Raw genomic sequence first — 16,777 nt, 5'->3', positions numbered from 1 at the left:
GCCGGATCAGCCCTCAGCGACCATGGTGGCCTCGATGTGGCCAAGTCCGTCGACCTCGCAGCGCACGACATCGCCTGCCTTGAGGAACTGGCGAGGATCCATCGCCGCGCCGACGCCGCCGGGGGTGCCGGTGAAGAGGCAATCGCCGGGTTCGAGCGTCATGCCGACCGAGAGATGCTCAACTTGTTGCCAGATATTGAAAACGAGATGGGACGTATTGGAATCCTGACGCTTTTCACCATTGACGAAACAGCGCAGGCCGAGCGTGTGGGGATCGCCGACTTCATCAGCGGTGACGATCCACGGGCCCATCGGAGCGTGTGTGTCGAAGCTCTTGCCGAGCGACCACTGCGGCGAGGCATGCTGCCACATGCGCTCGGTCACATCGTTGCCGACGCAGTAGCCAAAGATGGCCCCGGCCGCGTCGTCGGCGGAGACATGCTTGCCGCCCTTGCCGATCACCGCGACGAGCTCGACTTCGTAGTCTGCCGTCATTGTACCCTTGGCGATCTCGACATCGGCAAAGGGCGCGTTGACCGAGGTCTGCGCCTTGGTGAACCAGACCTGCCTCTCAGGGGTTTTCATATTGGATTCAGCAATATGATCGGCATAGTTTAGGCCAATGGCGAAAATCTTGCCCGGACGTTGGACTGGCGCTTCAAGTGTGACCTCGGCGAGGGGAATGCCGCCGCCCGCTACGGCCTTAGCGGCAAGGCCATCCTTCAGGGCATCCCAATCGCGGATCAGGTCGATCATCGTGCCCTCAAGGCCAGTGTCGATGATGCGGTCTTCGACGACGATGCCAGTGCGTGTCCGGCCATCGGCGGTGTAGGTGGCGAGCTTCATGCGGGATTTCCTTCGGGTTTGCGGCTGAAGAGGCGGAGCACGCGCAGGCGCAGCGCCATGACGAAAGCGACAAGGCCGACGGGCGGCGCGAGGCGTCCGGTCTGCATCGGGTGGGGCGTGCCCCACTGCACGGCAAGCAGCGCCTGCATCGTCTGCTTGTTCGGCGGATCGGCGGCGGTGAAGAGATCGCCATCGGTCCAGTGCTCGAGTTCATTTCCGAAGGGATCGAGCCAGTAATCGAAGATCTGGCTGCCCATGATGTGGCGGCCGACACCCCAGGCGGCTTTCCGACCAGCGGCCTTGAGGTGCTGGTGGCCCAGCATCAGGTCGTCCAGATCGGCAACCTCGAACGCGGCATGAAGCAGCCCCGGCGGCCCCGGCAACTGCGCAAGGAACAGGGTGTGGTGATCGCTTGGCACGTCACCGCGGTCGCAGCGCAGGAAGGCGCCAAGGGGGACGTCCTTTGCCGCCTCGATTTCGTCTGAAGTAAGCAGTCCGAAGCGCGCCTTGTACCAGGCTTCTGAGGCTCGGAAGTCCTTTACGCGCAGGACGGCATGGCCAATGCGCTGGATATGCGCCGGGCTGCTCTGGAGCCGGATCGGCTCGCGCAGGCGCGGCTTGGCTGTGGCTGTGTTGTGCGGTGTATCGGTGACGGGCGGGGTGGGCGCGCCGACCTCCTGGCCCGCCACAACTTCCACCTGATAGCCATTGGGATCAATCAACTGGACGACATGCCCGCCGCCGGGCGCATCGAATGGTTCGACACTCACCCCTTCTGCCTGCGCCAGCGTTTCAAGATCCTCCACCGAAGCGGCGCGCAGCCCGACAGCGAGGAAGCGCGCTTCGCCCGGTTCGGTGACGTGGAGAAAAGGACGTCCATCGCTGCCACGGCCATATAGCTTGCCGCCCTGTTCAAAGGTTTCGAACCCGAAATCCAGAAGAAAGCCGCGCATTTCGGCGAGCCTCGGCGCGGCAAAACGGACATGGGCAATGTCCTCGATCTTGATCACCGGCATCAGGTTCTCTCCCGACTGGCTCGCTTCGGCAGTGGCGAGTCGCAGTTGACTATATGGTCAAATATCTTGCTTTTGACCATATAGTCAAGTAGAGGGGGTGCATGGCTTCGCTTCCCATCCAATCGCCCCCATCCTTGTCACCGCGCGCTGCCCGCACGCGCAGTGCCCTCATTTCGGCGGGCTTCGAACTGCTGGCCGAAAAGCCGATCGATGCGATACCCATCGATGAGGTCGTCGCGCGGGCTGGGGTAGCAAAAGGCAGTTTTTTCAATCATTTTTCGGATAAACCTGCGTTCGCTTCTGCCATCGCAGAGGAAGTCCGGAGCGATTTGGAAGACCGTATCACCGCGGCCAATTCCGATGTTGCCGATCCCCTTGTGCGGATCGCAGGCGGCATGTGCGTCGGCGCTGCTTTTGCGCTGGCAGAGCCGAAGCGGACGATCGTGCTCCTGCGCAGCAACGCCAGTTCAACCCTGACGTCGCATCCGCTCAATCGCGGGCTCGTGGTTGATATCGAAGCGGCGCTCGCAGCGGGCCTGCTGCGCGATGCGGCACGCACGGGCGGCGTGCTCTACTGGCTGGGCCTGTGCCAGGTCCTGCTCGCGAACCTTGTCGAAGAACGGAGCGGCCTCGATACCGCGCGCGAGCGGCTTAGTGCGATGCTGGTCCTCGGGCTGACCGGCCTAGGTGCTGAGCCGGAGCGTGCCCAGCAGATCGCAGACACCGCCTGTCTGACGCTCTAGGCTGGGGCTCGCAGGACCACGGTCAGATGGACCTTCAGGATTTCATGGGGATCGCTGTTGGCAAGGCCGCGCGCCAGATCGAGCGGGGCATGCCAGTAGTCGCCCGCCGAGACCGGATACGTCTTGTTTCCCAAGGTCGCTATTCCGCGCCCTGAGATCACGTAGTAGAATTCTTCGTAGGCGCCGGTGCCATTGCGATCATCGGCATAGTGGACGTGGTCGCCTTCGGCTGCGCCCGGTGGAATTTCGAGGATCAGGAAGCGCGCCGGCGCGCCCTTGCCGTCAAACCGGAAGTGCCGGACGGAGACGCTGCCCGGGCCGCCGCGCATGTTCTCCAGAACCTCACGGCCCTCGCGGTCGTTTTCGATCGGCCCTCGCGCCATCGCTTCAGACGGAACCGAGCTTCATGAAGAACGACCAGCGTTCAGCCCGCAGTTCATCTGCCGTGAGCGGCGTGAGATCCTGCAATTCGCTGCGCAGCGCGGTGCCGAGCCGCTTGATCGTCTCGGCATGGTTGCGATGCGCGCCGCCGACGGGTTCGTAGATCACGCGGTGGATCACGCCGAGCTGCATCAGGTCGGGCGCGGTCATCTTCATTGCCTCGGCCGCATCGGGCGCGCGATCATTGCCGCGCCACAGGATCGAGGCGCAGCCCTCGGGCGAGATCACCGAATAGACCGAATGCTCCAGCATCAGCACGCGGTTAGCGCTGGCAAGCGCAACAGCGCCGCCCGAACCGCCTTCACCGACGATCACCGCAATGAGCGGAACGCCGATCTCGAGGCACTTTTCGGTGCTGCGTGCGATGGCTTCGGCCTGCCCGCGCGCTTCGGCATCGACGCCGGGGAACGCGCCGGGGGTATCGACGAGCGTAATCACGGGGAGGCCGAACCGGTCGGCGATGTCCATCAGGCGGATCGCCTTGCGGTAGCCTTCGGGCCGGGCCATGCCGAAATTGTGCTTGAGGCGCGAGGTGGTGTCTTCGCCCTTGGCGTGGCCGATGACCATCACCGCGCGCCCGCCGAGCCTTGCAAAGCCGCCGATGATCGCCTGGTCGTTGCCGTAGAGGCGGTCCCCGCCCAGCGGCAGGAATTCCTCGAACAGGCCTTGCACGTAATGCACGAAGTGAGGGCGAGACGGGTGCCGGGCCACTTGCGTGCGCTGCCAAGGGGTCAGGCGCGCATAGAGATCCGCGAGCTGGCGATGCGCCCGCTCGTCGAGCATCAGGGCTTCGGCCTCGCCGCTTCCGCCCTCGCGAAGCGCAGCGGCGCGCTTCGCGAGAGCCTCGATCGGCTTTTCAAACGACAGGTATTCCATCAGGCCCCAATCACCCAAAGTCCGTCAGACTGTCATCGACATCCCGCGATAGATGCGCGCACGATAGCGCGAATCTTCGGCATCCGGGAGGGGGGTACCGACAAGCAGCACGGCACGGGCGAAACGCTTCACTTCTTCCAGATGTTCATCGAGATCGCGCGGTTCTTCCGAACGGACGCGGCGGGTGAGGTTGATCTGGTTGACCGGCGCGCCGTGGACGAGGCGCTCGTTTTCCACCGCGAGGGTGGCGGTGAACGAGTGCAGCGTCGTCTTGATGAAGTTGGCGAGCGCGAAGGCCGGGCTCTTGTCGCCCATCGGCACGTCGGGCGAGACGAGGACGAGCTGGCAATCATCAAAGAGCGAGGCCTTGCGGGCGACGCGGAAGTGATTGGTCAGATTGTCCTTCACCAGCCCGCGGAACTCTTCCGGCGTCAGCAGCGCATCTGTCGCAAACAGCCGGTTCGGCAGCGGCTGCATGGGGGTCGAGACGATCGTCGTCGGGTGGCCCCAGCGGCGGATCGCCTCGTCCATTGCGGCCTCGACGCCGCCATCGAGCGCGACGTATTCCAGCGCCGGGTTCTCGATATCGTCGAGCTGGTCCTTGACCGCAGTGTAGCCGGCCTCGCTCCCCGTCATCATCACCACGCGCGCGACGTGGCAATCGGCGATGAACTGGCGTGCCGTCTCGGCGAGATAATCGGTGAGGTGCTCGCCGATCATCCACACGGTGCGGCCGCGCATCTGGTCGAGCCGTTCCTGCTTCGGGCTGCCGAACAGTTCGCGCTCGGTGGTCGAACGTTCGACGCTGAGGCCGCCCGAGGGCATGAACGTCTCGCCCGAAACGGCGCGATCGGCGAGGAAGAACACAGTCGCCTGCGCCACATCAGTTTCGGTCGGCATCTTGCCGAGGAAGAGCTGCGAGAGCACGCCGGTGCCGACCTTCTTGGCCTCGACCGCGATCTTGTCGCCGGGGAGGAAGGGTTCGTCTTCCGGCGGGGTCTTCAGCAGCCAGTCGCGATTGGCCTCCGGGGTATCCGGGCGGTCCGCCCATTCCGGGCTGTCGAGGAAGTAACCCGCGCCGCGCAGGCGGCTGACGAGCTTGGCCGCGATGTCCGGCGTCATCAGATAGCGATCCCAGGTGCACACACCGTCGCCCTCGCGCGCGCAGGCCAGCGCCAGCTCGCGGATTTCGCGCGGGTTGTTGGTATCGTGTGACATGCGGACCGTGTCGTTGCGGGCGAGGCGGCTGAGCAGCGCTTCGACGCGGACGCCCCGGCGCAGCGACTTCACCGCCGCCGCGTGGATGGCGTTGAGCCGCTTGTTGGCAAGGATCAGCTTGCCGCGCCGCTCGAACAGGCCGGGCTTGCCGCCCGTGCCGGCAAGGCGGTCGCCATCGACGGGGCCGGGGGCAATCGCGTTGAACTGCACTTCAGGCCCGAGGTAGCGCGCCATCGATTCCACCATCGCGCGCTGGCCGGACTTGGAGACGGCATAGTCGGCACGGTTGGGATAGGCGACCGCGAGGTACTTCTCGCCGCCGAAGTAGGACGAGACGTTGAGCACGTAGCCCGAACCTTGCGCCTTCATGTGCGGCACGACATGGTGCATCAGGATGAAGTTCGAGATGAGGTTCGCGTCGAGCGTGTAGTTCCACGCGTCCACGCTCATGTCGACGACCATCTCTTCCGCACCGGCAACGCCGGCGTTGTTGATCAGGTAGTCGATTCGCCCGAACGCCTTGATCGTCGCGTCGACCGCCGCCTTGAGGCTGTCGAGGTTGCTGACGTCCATGCCGGCCATCGTCTGCACGCGGCGCTCGACGCCGGCGAAGCCGATGTCCTCAAGCTCGCTGACGATGCGCGCGCGGGCGACGGCGAGTTCGCTTTCGCGGCGCGCAACCATCATGACCTTGCCGCCCGCCAGCGCGAGCAGACGCGCAACCTGGCCGCCGATGCCGGCCGAACCGCCAGTGATCAGCGCCACCTTGCCGAGGTGCAGGCCGGTGATGTTCTCGCTGAAGCCCGCCATCGCCTTGCGTGCGCCCGTCGCCTCGCCAATGCTGCGCGGCACGTAGAGCGTGACTTCGGCAATCTTGCTTTCCTTGATGAGCACGCGCGCAGCGTGCCCAGCGGCAAAGCGGGTGCATTCGCTTTCCGCATTGGTGAAGCGCACGATCTGGTTGCCCCATTCGCCCTGACGGCGGCGGCCATGGGCGACGTCGATCTCGCTTTCATCGCGCCAGATGCGGATCAGCTGCTCGATCGCGGCGCGCAGCACGTTGCCAAAGACGTTGTCCTTGCCGTCGCTGGCGTTGGACATGAAGATGAAGCGCGGGGCCTGCAGCAGAGAACCGTGGCGCTTCCAGTAGCGGCTGAGCGTACGCGCCAAAGCCATCGCGCCGACGAGTTCGACATCCATGAAGCTGTCGATCATGTCGTCTTCGGCGTCGACAAGGCGGCCGCCGAATTCGCCCGGACCGAACACCGGCAGGAAGATCGCGCCGGTGATCGGCGTCTTGCTTTCGGTGTAGTCGGTCAGCGCGGCTTCGATTGTCGCAGGCTCGGTACGGTTGAAGCGCACGATGGTGAGCGCGTCACCGATGCCTTCCGCCTTGGCGCGGGCCTGCGCGATGGCGACGTCGGCCTGGCGCGGTACGCCGAGAAGGACGCTGGTGCCGCAGGAAATCTGGATCTTCGCGATCTCGAGCGCTTCTTCCCAGTTTTCACCGGCGACGATCAGGATCGCAAGGCCAGCGCCGTCCATCGAGCGCATGGTCGGCCGCGCAAGGTAGGTCGCGCGCTCTTCCTTGCGGACAGTCATGCCGTGGGTGACTTCGAAATCGTGACCGTTGAAGGCGGCGGACTCGTCGCTGCCGAGGAAGACGCAGGTCGTCGCGATGTCGTCAGGCACCGGGAAGGTCTTGGCCTTGGGCGCGCCGCCGGTGCTGCGCTCCAGCGACATCATGTCGAAGAAGGTGTTGGCGGTCGTGCCGTCCTCATCGCCGCGCGCCTTGTCCATCGCCGCGAACACGGTGCGGATGCGCTCGCTCTCGATCGGGCCGGGGAAGACGAGATTGACGCGAATGCCGCGCGGACCGAGTTCGAGCGAAAGCTCGCGCGACCACGCGTTCATTGCCGCCTTGGGGACGACATAGGCGGCGCGGGCATAGTAGGGCGTGCGCGAGAAGATCGTCGAGACGTTGATGATCGAACCGCCCTCGGGCATCGCCGCGGCAACGGTGCGGGCAAGGTTCCACGCCACGCCGAAGATGTTGCGCATCGCGGCGGGCACGGTCTCGGTATCGTTCGCACCGCGCTTTTGCAGGGCGGCCAGTTCCTCGTCGTCGAACGGCAGCTGCTCGATGGTCTGCTTGGGCCCCGCCGATCCGGCGTTGTTGACGAGAATGTCGATGCGGCCGAAGCGGCGGACGACATCGGCGACGGCATCGCGGACGGACTGCGCATTGCCGCCATCGAGGATGACGGTGGCAAGGCGGGTCGCATCGACGCCGCTGGCAGCACGCATGGCCTCAGCCGCGGCTTCGAGGCGGGCCTCGGTGCGGCCGGTCATGACGACCGTGGCGCCCTCGGCGAGGTAGTGGCGCACGATATAGCCGCCAAGATTGCCGGCAGCGCCGGTGACGAGGGCGATCTTGCCGGCGAGGCGGCCGGTAGCCGCGGTCGTGGCTTGCGGTGCGGGATCGATGGTCTTTGCCTTGGCCATGTCACTCTCCTGAAAAAATGCGCGGACTGAGCGGCGCTGGATTGAGGTGGATTCTGGCCTGGGGAGGGCAGCTGGAGGCGGTGCCGCGCTAATGCGGCGAGGTTGGTCTACTCATCGCTGCTATCCGCCTCCTGTTCCGCCCCAAGAACGGCCCAAGCCTCGAGCAGCGCGTCGCGGCTGCGCAGGCCCATGGCGGGGAGGGCATGGTTGACGACGTAGGTCGCGCCCGAATGGCGGTTGTCCCACATCGACTGGTGCGCTTCGGGAAGGCCGTCCCAGCTGACGACTTCGGGCTCGGTCACTTCGAGCAGGCCGGCCGCGATCATGTCGTTCATGCGCGCGACTTCGAAGGCGTTGCAGAGGTGCGTGCCGAGGATCGAAGCGGTGGGCATGAGGATCTTGCGCTGGCGGGTCCAGACCTGCGGCGCGTAGAACGTGAAACGGCTCCCGGCGCAGTCCTCGGCGAAGACGACGCGACCGGTGAAGGGCTTCACCAGCGAGGTCGAGACGCCAAGCGTGTCCTGTCCGGTGCGTTCGAACACGAGATCCGGCGCGCCGCGCGGGTTGTCCGCCGAGCGCAGGATCTTGCCGATGGCGCTGCCGAACGGCTTCATCACGCGGTCCTGATAGTCGCGCACCGCTGCCTTGAAGACCTCGATATCGGCCTTGGCATCGGGCAGGCGCGGCATCGTGTCGGGCCAGAGGAAGTTGTCGCCTTCGCGGCGGCGAATGCTCTCGAGGCTGACGATGCCTTCGATGGCGTCCTCGAGGCCAAGCGAGCCCAGGAACTCGCGCTGGCCGTCGGTGGTCGTCGCGACAACGCTGCGGGCGTTGAAGCGGCGGGCCGCCTCGATGATCTCGAGGCCCATGTCATCAAGCAGCGCATCGGAGCCGGGGCCGTAGTAGATCAGCACCGCCTCACCGCCGCGCAGGGCCGCGCGGCGCAGCATCTCTTCGGGGCTGGCAGCGCCAGACTTGCCCATGAAGCTGAAGTGATAACCCGAGGACGCGCCGTAGAACGCCAGCGTGCCGTTCTCGGCGAGGAGCTGGAAGCTGCGCGGGAAGGCGGTCTCGCCCGCGTGGCTGACGACGTAGTCCGCCAGCTTGCCGCCATTGAGCGCCTTGTATTCCTCGACGAGCGGCTGGCCTGCAGCTTCCCAAATGCGGGCGGCTTCGGCGTCTTCCGGCACTGTCGTGTAGAGATCCGCAAAGCGCGGGTCCTTGCGGTTGATCGCGCCGACTGCGCCTTGCTGCGTGGTGATGAACGCAGCGCGGTCCGGGCTGGAAACGAGGCCGGTGACCTGCAGGCCGGTGCGGACCGAGGAGCGCAGGGCATCAAGCCCGGTGCCGGTGGCGGCGCCTTCGACGAACAGCGTGCGGCCCGGCGCGATCTGGAGCGTGGTGAACAGGCAGCGCGAGATCGTGCCGAGGTTGAGAACGTAGCTGCCCGCCTGCTCCAGCGTGAGGTTCGGCGGCACCTTGTGCATCTGCGGCGCCTGCACCGTCAGGAACTGCGCGTGGCTGCCCGTTTCGGTCTCGTAGCCCTGGATCGAGAAATCGGCGTACATCGGATCGTTGCCGACTGCAGGCGAGAGCAGATCGTTGGTGCCCGAATAGACCGTGACGAGATCGCCGACCTTGATGCGGCCCTCGCTGCGCGTCTCGCTGCCCAGCGCCGCAACGAGCGCGATGCCACCCGAGCCGGTGATCTGGACGTCTTCCTCGTGGCTATCGAAGGGCGAGACGGGAATGCCGGTCAGCGCCCATATGTCGTTGAAGTTGACCTCGCTGGTCAGCATGTAGAGCAACGCTTCGTTGGGCGCTGGCTCGGGCACCTTGACGATCAGCTCGCGCTCATGTGTTGCGGGCGGGCCGAAGCGCGGCGCGCCGGTATCGGGATCGCGGGCGATGCCGAAGGCATATTGATAGGGCGGGATCGCGGTGACGCCGGGGTAGAACGGCGCGCCCACGGGGAGCAGATCGCCGTTCGCTTCCAGCTCGGCTGCGCGGGTCTCGTGTTCGCTGTCGATCCACACGCCGTCGCGGCGGACGGGGAGTGGGGGCGCGACCTTGTCCATGAACTGGCGGATGCCAGTCTTGCCGCCTTCGGGATCGACGATGGCTTCGGCAAACAGCGCAGCTTCGCGGGCGAGACCGGCCGAGATGCCGCTGGCAAGGCCAGTGCGGACGGCATCGAGCGCGCGCTCGCCAGCCTTTCCACGGCCGGCCCAATTAAGCTGGCGTAGGATGCGCCGAAGGAAGTCGTCCTGCATCACGGCGTCGAGATCAACGGTGGAGGGCTTCTCCCACGCCATCGTCGCCTCTTCGCGCGCGGCGAAAGCCTTACCGAGCGGGCTTTCTGCACCGCGCTTCACCCAGTCGCGCACCATCGCGTGGGCTTCGGCCAGCGCATCGCGTGGGCCATCGGCGAGCGCGTCGACGAGACCGATAGCCTCGGCCTGCGCGGCATCGATGCTGCGGCCGCCGAGGATCAGATCGAGCGCATCGCGCACGCCGGTCGCGCCGTGGCGGTCGGCCAGCAGGCGCGGCAGGCGCTGCGTGCCGCCATAGCCGGGAAGCAGGCGCAGACGGATTTCGGGCTGGCCGAAGCGCGCGGTCGTCTCGGCCACGCGGACGTGGCAGGCGAGTGCGAATTCCATGCCGCCGCCGAGCGCGACGCCCTGGACTGCGGCAATGCACGGCTTGCCCATCAGTTCGATCTTGCGGAAGGCAAGCTGCGCGTTGTTGGGCAGCACCATCGCTTCGTCGTGGCTGTGGATTTCCTCCAGCATCTGCCGGATATCCGCGCCCGCGACGAACGAGCTGGTGCCCTCGCCAGTGAACACGACCGCGACGACATCGTCCTTGCGGCTGAGGTGATCGACGACAATCACCAGTTCGTCGATCGCGCGTTCGTTGAGCGCGTTGACCGGCGCGTTGGTGACGGTGACGGTGGCGACGCGCTTGCCGGGGGCTACCGCGTTGTATTGAATGAGGAAGTAGCGATAACGCTCAAATAGCGACTGCTCCTCCGAAAGGCGCTGCTGACGCTGCCATGCGTCGATCGCGGTCTTGAGTTCGGTCAGGCTATCCGGGTTGCGCAGCGTGGTGACATCGCCGAGCTCGCCGCCTTCGACGAGCGCGCGGACCATGCGGCGCATGTACTTGCCCGAGCGGGTTTCGGGGAACTGGCTGACCTCGATGAAATCGGCCGGAACCGCGACCGCGCCCTTTTCGGTGCGGACGAGATTGAACAGGCGCTGGCGGTCTTCCTCGGTCAGCTTGCGGCCCGCGACGGGGACGACGAAGGCGAGTGGGGTCAGCCCCTTTTCGCGGTGCGGCGCGCCGACGACGAGGACATTGCCGACCGGCGAGTTCGGATCGAGCGCCTTGTCGCGCAGGACCGCGCCTTCGATTTCCTCGGTGCCCATGCGGTGGCCCGAGACGTTGATGACGTCGTCCGATCGGCCGTGGAACGAGAACGAGCCATCGGGATGCGCAATGGCGAAATCGCCCTGCGTATAGGCCCAGCTGCCCTGCCAGCGGTTCCAGTATCCGCCGACCCAGCGGCCCGCGTCACCCTTCCAATCGCCCTGTACGCTGCCGTCCTTGACGTGGAAGTTCTCCACATCGCCCCAGATCGTGCGGGCGAGGTAGGGGTAGGGGGCGGCGATGACGATTTCGCCCTTTTCGCCCGGTTCGGCGCGGCGCCAGTTGACGCCTTCGCTGCTGCTGCGGGTGAAGGGCGACGTGCCGGGTGCGGCGTTCTCGTCCTCGACCCAGACGTCGCCGACGATCCACGGCAGCGGGAATGCGTGCGCATCGGCCTTCAGCGGGTAGTCCGCGTTGCCATAGAAATGCGTCCACGCGATGCCGCCGTGTTCGGTCGCCCAGTAGCTGTTGATGTACTGGCGGGTCACGTGCTCCATGCCGAAGGCCTGCACGCTGGGTGAGGTCGGCTCGGCGCAGAAGGTGGCGACGCGCAGGTGGCTCATGTCGTAGCGCTGGACGTCGGCGAGGTTCGACGGGTCCGACATGATCGACTTGAGGAAGGTGACGCCGGCCTTGAAGATCGTGACCTTGTGGCGCTCGATCATCGAGGCGAAGCGGCCTGCGTGCGGGAATACGGGCGAGCCTTCGGACACCACGGTGGTGACGCGCGAAAGCAGCGACGCCGAGATCTGGTAGCTCTGCCCGGTGATCCAGCCCGGATCGGCGACGACGAAGATCGTATCGCCCGGGCGCGCATCGAAGGCAACCTGCATCGATTGCGCGATGCCGGCGGTATAGCCGCCGTGGACGTGAACGATGCCCTTGGGCTTTCCGGTGGAGCCCGAGGTGTAGATGAAGAACAGCGGGTACTCTGAATCGACCGGCAGCGGCTTCGAGCTTGCCCAGACCGCACGGACGAAATCGGCATCCGGCAGCGCCAGCAGCGCTTCTTCGCTGGCGACACCAGCCTTCTTAAGGATCGCTTCGAGCGCTGCGTCGGTCAGCTCGTGGCTCCAACGGTCGCGCTCCTCGCGCCAGACGATATCGGGCTGCGCGGTGTGCCGCACGACGATGACGGTATCGACGCGCGGCGGCAGAGTGACGAGGCTGGAGGCAATGGCAAGGCGCACGCGCGCGGCATCGCTGGCGCCGATGCGGCCGGTTTCGCCGAGCTTGATGAGGGCGCGGCCGACACCGCGCATGACATCGGAGCGTTCGACGGTGACTTCACCCGCCAGCGTTTCGGCAACCGTGTCGTTGATGACTGCCGCGTCCGCCGGATCGAGTCCAAGATCGGTGGCGGCGAGCACTGCCAACGCGGTGCTGACGGGCACGTAGTTATCGAGCGCAGGGTCGGTATAGGCCGTCTTGAACGCGGCGACCTGTGCATTGCGATAGCTGCCGTCCGAGGTGACGATCACGCGCGCGCCGGCATCGGCAATGCGGTCCGACAAGGTCTTGTCGCTGAAGCCGCCGAAAACCGCAGTGTAGACCACGCCAAGGCGCTTCGCAGCTTCGGTCCAGAAGATCTGGGGCACGATGCTCGGCATGTTGAGCGCAATGCGGTCACCGGCTTTGAGGCCAAGCCCCTCGAGCGCGACGGCGCACTTGGCTACTTCGAGCAGCATGCGCTTGCGGCTGACAGTGAAGGTATCGACCGGCGCGCCGCGCCCGCCGTCTGCTGCCATATCCCAGCGGTCGCCTTCAAAGATCAGCGCGGCTTCGGCTCCGTGTCCCGAAAGGACATGGCGGTCGATCTCGTTGAAGGCCGCGTTCGTGCGGGCGCCGGTGAACCAGCGCCAGTGAGGCGGGGTGCTGTCGTCAAAGGCCTTGGTCCACGGGACGAAGGACGATGGAAGCTCAGGGGCGACAGGCGCGCCGGTGGCGGCATCCCAACCGGTCCATGCACCGGCATCGTTCTTCGAAAGCCACGCGCCATCGGGACCGCAGTTGGCGACGAACCAGTGGATGCGCCGAGCAGCAATGTCGCCGTGAAAGGCGCCGGGATCAGCGAGCGCGGCGGCGCGCATGGCCTCCCAATCCGCACGCGTGCGTACCGGATTGATCTCGGCCTGCGGGGCTCTCTCGATGATCTGGGCCTCGGTCATGACCGAATCGTCTCTCCCTTCTTGTGTTAGGAAAGGTAGGGAGCCTCATTGCGAGAGGCTTGGCAATATCGTCACCCAAAAGGGCGGTAACCCGCAAGAAACTGCGAAAAAATGGGTAAAACGGGAAATATCGTTTGTTTCTCGCACTATGCCCGCAATGGGGATATTGGGCGCTCTGGTTCGTAAGTTCACCCAATATTTAACCAAAATGGTTTGTTAACGAAGAGGGCTGGCAAGCCCTGTTACCATGGTTATCCACAGGATAAGTGGCGCAATTTTTTCCAGAATGTAACTTTGCGTGATGGGGCCGGGCTGCGTCAGGAACGGTAGTCCACACACCGAAATCGATATGAACGGTTCGCAAATGGCCTAAGGAAATGCCCCTTGGGGCATGTGCGACGAACCGAGCGAATTACGCCGTCTGTTGCAGCAGAGACGCACATTTGCGGAAGTTCAGCCGCCGGCGATCCCCAATTCGGCTTCCATCATCCGCCGCATCTCGAACTTCTGTGCCTTGCCGGTGACGGTCATTGCGAAGCTTTCGACGATCCGGACGTAGCGCGGCACCTTGTAATGCGCGATGCGCCCGCGGCAGTGCTCCAGGATATGCTCGGCCTCTAGCGCGGCCCCATTGCGTGAGATTACCCAGGCGCAGACTTCTTCGCCGAACTTCTCGTCGCTGATGCCGAATACCTGCGCATCGGCCACATGCGGGTGCGTGAGCAGGAACTCCTCGATCTCACGCGGGTAGATGTTCTCGCCGCCGCGAATGATCATGTCCTTGATGCGGCCCGTGATGCGCACATAGCCGTTGGCATCCATTGTCGCGAGATCGCCCGAATGCATCCAGCCCTCGGCGTCGATGGCTTCGGCGGTCTTGGCCGGATCGTCCCAGTAGCCGAGCATGACGGCATAGCCGCGCGAGCAGTATTCGCCCTGCTGTCCGATGGGCATGGTCTGCCCGTCCGGGCCGACGATCTTGGCCTCGGCGTGCGGATGCACGCGCCCGACGGTGCTCACGCGCTCCTCCAGCGGATCGTTGCGCGCAGTCTGGGTCGTAAGCGGGCTGGTCTCGGTCATGCCGTAGCCGATGGTCACCTCGCGCATGCCGAGGCGGCCGATCACTTCGCGCATCACCGTGACCGGGCAGGGCGAACCCGCCATGATCCCGGTGCGCAGGGTGGATACGTCTGTCGTTTCCAATGCAGGCTGGCCGAGCACGGCGATGAACATTGTCGGCACACCGTAAAGCGCGGTGCAGCCTTCGGCTTCGACCGCCTGCAGCACGGCCGCGGGATCGAAAGCTTCGCCGGGATAGACCATCGCGGCGCCGCTGGTGAGCGCGGCCATGTTGCCCAGCACCATGCCGAAGCAGTGGTAGAGCGGCACCGGAATGCAGATGCGGTCCGCATCGCTCAAGGCGATGGTCTGCCCGGTGAAATAGCCATTGTTCAGGATGTTGCGGTGGGTGAGCGTGGCGCCCTTGGGGAAGCCGGTCGTGCCGCTGGTGAACTGGATGTTGATCGCATCGTCAGGACCAAGACCTGCTCCGGCAGCGGCCAGCGCATCTGCATCGGGCGATACGTCGAGCGTGTGCCACGGCAGGAAGCCCTCGTGCGCGTCCGGGCCGATGGTCACCGTGTGGCGCAGCTGCGGCAGGCGCTCGGCGCCGATCTCGCGGAGCATGCCGAGGTAGTCGCTGCTCTTGAAGCGTACGGCGGTAACCAGCACGCTGCAGCCGACCTTGTTGAGTGCGTACTCGACCTCGTTCACCCGGTACGCCGGGTTGATCGTGACGAGGATCGCGCCGATCCGCGCGGTGGCAAACTGGATCAGCGTCCATTCCGCGCAATTCGGAGCCCAGATGCCGACACGGTCTCCCGCCCGGACGCCGAGGCGCAGCAGGCCGGTGGCGGTCCGGTCCACCGCCGCATCGAGCTCCGCCCAGGTGAAGCGCAGGCCCTGATGGCGCGAGGCCAGCGCAAGACCTTCAGGCCAGCGTGACGCGGCGAGGCGCAGAGCCTCGCCGATCGTCGTGTCGAGCAGGGGCGTTTCCACCGGCCCCGCGGCATAGGACAGCGCGCTCATCGTTTGATGTTGATGACCTGGACCTGGGTATATTCGGACAGGCCCTCGACCGACTGCTCGACGCCAAGGCCAGACTGCTTGAAGCCGGCCATCGGGATGTGCGGGCCGATGGCGATATGCTGGTTGACCCAGACCTGACCGCTCTCGATCCTTGCGGCGATCTCGCTCGCACGTTTGACATCCTTCGACCAGACCGAGCCGCCGAGGCCATATTCGGATCCATTGGCGCGGGCGATCACGTCATCGACACTGTCGAACTTCACCAGCGGCAGGATCGGGCCGAACTGTTCCTCGTCGACGATCTTCGCGCCGTCGGTCACGTCGCGCACGATGGTGGGCGCGATGAAGTATCCGGCGCGTTCGAGCGCCTTGCCGCCCGCCACGATGGCGCCTTCGGCGCGCGCGGCTTCGAGGAAGCCCTTGACCTTCTCGTACTGCGCGGCGTTCTGGATCGGGCCGATCTGGGTGCCTTGCTCAAGGCCATCACCGACGATGGCTTCTTCCGCCAGACGCGCGAGTTCGGCGCACATTGTGTCGTAAATATCGGCGTGGACATAGGCGCGCTTGATCGCGAGGCAGACCTGCCCCGCATTGAGGAAGGCATTGCCGAAGATCGCGGCAGCGGTTTCCTTCACATCGACGTCGTCGAGGATGATCGCCGGATCGTTGCCGCCGAGTTCGAGCGTGACGCGCTTCAAGGTGTCCGCGCCCGAAGCGGCGATGCGCTTGCCGGTGGCGGTCGAGCCGGTAAAGCCGATCTTGGCGACATCGGGATGGGCGGTAAGGTGCGGCCCGAGATCGTTGGCATCGGTGATGATGTTGACGATACCCGCAGGGAAGATCTCGCGGCAGACTTCACCGAGCAGCAGCGCTGTGACAGGCGTGGTCGGCGCTGGCTTGAGCACGATGGCATTGCCGGCAAGCACCGCAGGGCCGATCTTCCAGCAGGCAACCAGCAGCGGGAAATTCCACGCGATGATGCCGACAACAACGCCAAGCGGACGATGCTTGACGGCGATGTAGCCGGCTTCGTCGTCCTGGATGATCCGGTCAGGCAGTTCGAGCGACGCGTAATGGCGCAGGAACCCTTCGGTCCAGGCAACTTCACCCATGGCCTCGGGCAGCGGTTTGCCCTGTTCCTGCGTCAGGATGCGGGCAAACTCGTCGGCGCGCGCCACGATGGCGTCGGCGAGCGCGTTGAGCTTTGCAGCTCGCTCGGTAAAATCGAGTGCGCCCCAGGCGGGCTGGGCGGCCTTGGCTGCGGCAATCGCCTCGTCGGCCTGCCGTGCCGAAGCCCGCGCCACCGTGGCAAACGGCGCGCCGGTTGCCGGGTTGATGACGTCCATCGTCATGTCGCCATCGACGAGGTTCCCGCCGATCAGCAGCTTGTAGTCAGCCATGGTCCTCTCCCAAGGGGATGCTGGGGCGGGGAGGCCTTATCCGG

Annotated in this window: 9 protein-coding genes; 1 reads left to right on the top strand and 8 read right to left on the bottom strand. The window is 65.4% G+C overall.

Translation table 11 applies throughout. The features are described from left to right. Positions 1-6: 6 nt before the first annotated feature. Positions 7-846, bottom strand: a complete 840-nt coding sequence (locus tag NSE01_RS02420) for a fumarylacetoacetate hydrolase family protein (protein ID WP_147158042.1) — start codon at positions 844-846, stop codon at positions 7-9. Then, positions 843-1,862 carry a VOC family protein gene (locus NSE01_RS02415; RefSeq protein WP_147158041.1) on the bottom strand — a complete coding sequence of 340 codons (1,020 nt, stop codon included), beginning with the start codon at positions 1,860-1,862 and terminating at the stop codon, positions 843-845. Before NSE01_RS02415 ends, NSE01_RS02420 begins: the two co-directional genes overlap by 4 nt. Positions 1,863-1,963: 101 nt before the next feature. Between NSE01_RS02415 and NSE01_RS02410 the strand changes: the two genes are divergently transcribed. Next, a complete protein-coding gene (locus tag NSE01_RS02410; RefSeq protein WP_147158040.1) occupies positions 1,964-2,605 on the top strand; it encodes a TetR/AcrR family transcriptional regulator in 642 nt (213 codons plus the stop codon). Here the strand turns inward: NSE01_RS02410 and NSE01_RS02405 are convergent. The 6 genes from NSE01_RS02405 to NSE01_RS02380 all read right to left on the bottom strand — a co-directional run bounded on the left by NSE01_RS02405 (position 2,602) and on the right by NSE01_RS02380 (position 16,733). Next, positions 2,602-2,988: a cupin domain-containing protein gene (locus tag NSE01_RS02405; protein WP_147158039.1), complete on the bottom strand. Its 387-nt coding sequence runs from the start codon at positions 2,986-2,988 to the stop codon at positions 2,602-2,604. The two genes, NSE01_RS02410 and NSE01_RS02405, sit on opposite strands and share 4 nt — an antisense overlap. A gap of 4 nt (positions 2,989-2,992) precedes the next feature. Continuing rightward, positions 2,993-3,925 (bottom strand): acetyl-CoA carboxylase carboxyltransferase subunit alpha, encoded by a 933-nt coding sequence (locus tag NSE01_RS02400; protein WP_147158162.1) that lies wholly within the window; start codon positions 3,923-3,925, stop codon positions 2,993-2,995. A 21-nt stretch (positions 3,926-3,946) separates the two neighbouring features. Then, positions 3,947-7,645 (bottom strand): SDR family NAD(P)-dependent oxidoreductase, encoded by a 3,699-nt coding sequence (locus NSE01_RS02395; protein ID WP_147158038.1) that lies wholly within the window; start codon positions 7,643-7,645, stop codon positions 3,947-3,949. Positions 7,646-7,752: 107 nt separating this feature from the next. Continuing rightward, positions 7,753-13,245: an AMP-binding protein gene (locus NSE01_RS02390; protein WP_170233736.1), complete on the bottom strand. Its 5,493-nt coding sequence runs from the start codon at positions 13,243-13,245 to the stop codon at positions 7,753-7,755. 453 nt (positions 13,246-13,698) lie between these two features. Continuing rightward, positions 13,699-15,333, bottom strand: a complete 1,635-nt coding sequence (locus NSE01_RS02385; RefSeq protein WP_147158037.1) for an AMP-binding protein — start codon at positions 15,331-15,333, stop codon at positions 13,699-13,701. Further along, positions 15,330-16,733: an aldehyde dehydrogenase family protein gene (locus tag NSE01_RS02380; RefSeq protein WP_147158036.1), complete on the bottom strand. Its 1,404-nt coding sequence runs from the start codon at positions 16,731-16,733 to the stop codon at positions 15,330-15,332. Before NSE01_RS02380 ends, NSE01_RS02385 begins: the two co-directional genes overlap by 4 nt. Positions 16,734-16,777 lie beyond the last annotated feature (44 nt).

The organism is Novosphingobium sediminis (assembly GCF_007991615.1).
Taxonomy (GTDB): Bacteria; Pseudomonadota; Alphaproteobacteria; order Sphingomonadales; family Sphingomonadaceae; genus Novosphingobium; species Novosphingobium sediminis.
This window is presented reverse-complemented; position numbering and strand designations above follow the sequence as displayed.

Excerpts from the sequence above, each read along its gene's own strand:
- NSE01_RS02410 (WP_147158040.1), top strand. The coding sequence starts at position 1,964 with ATGGCTTCGCTTCCCATCCAATCGCCCCCATCCTTGTCACCGCGCGCT.
- NSE01_RS02385 (WP_147158037.1), bottom strand. The coding sequence starts at position 15,333 with ATGAGCGCGCTGTCCTATGCCGCGGGGCCGGTGGAAACGCCCCTGCTC.
- NSE01_RS02395 (WP_147158038.1), bottom strand. The coding sequence starts at position 7,645 with ATGGCCAAGGCAAAGACCATCGATCCCGCACCGCAAGCCACGACCGCG.
- NSE01_RS02405 (WP_147158039.1), bottom strand. The coding sequence starts at position 2,988 with ATGGCGCGAGGGCCGATCGAAAACGACCGCGAGGGCCGTGAGGTTCTG.
- NSE01_RS02415 (WP_147158041.1), bottom strand. The coding sequence starts at position 1,862 with ATGCCGGTGATCAAGATCGAGGACATTGCCCATGTCCGTTTTGCCGCG.
- NSE01_RS02380 (WP_147158036.1), bottom strand. The coding sequence starts at position 16,733 with ATGGCTGACTACAAGCTGCTGATCGGCGGGAACCTCGTCGATGGCGAC.
- NSE01_RS02420 (WP_147158042.1), bottom strand. The coding sequence starts at position 846 with ATGAAGCTCGCCACCTACACCGCCGATGGCCGGACACGCACTGGCATC.
- NSE01_RS02390 (WP_170233736.1), bottom strand. The coding sequence starts at position 13,245 with ATGACCGAGGCCCAGATCATCGAGAGAGCCCCGCAGGCCGAGATCAAT.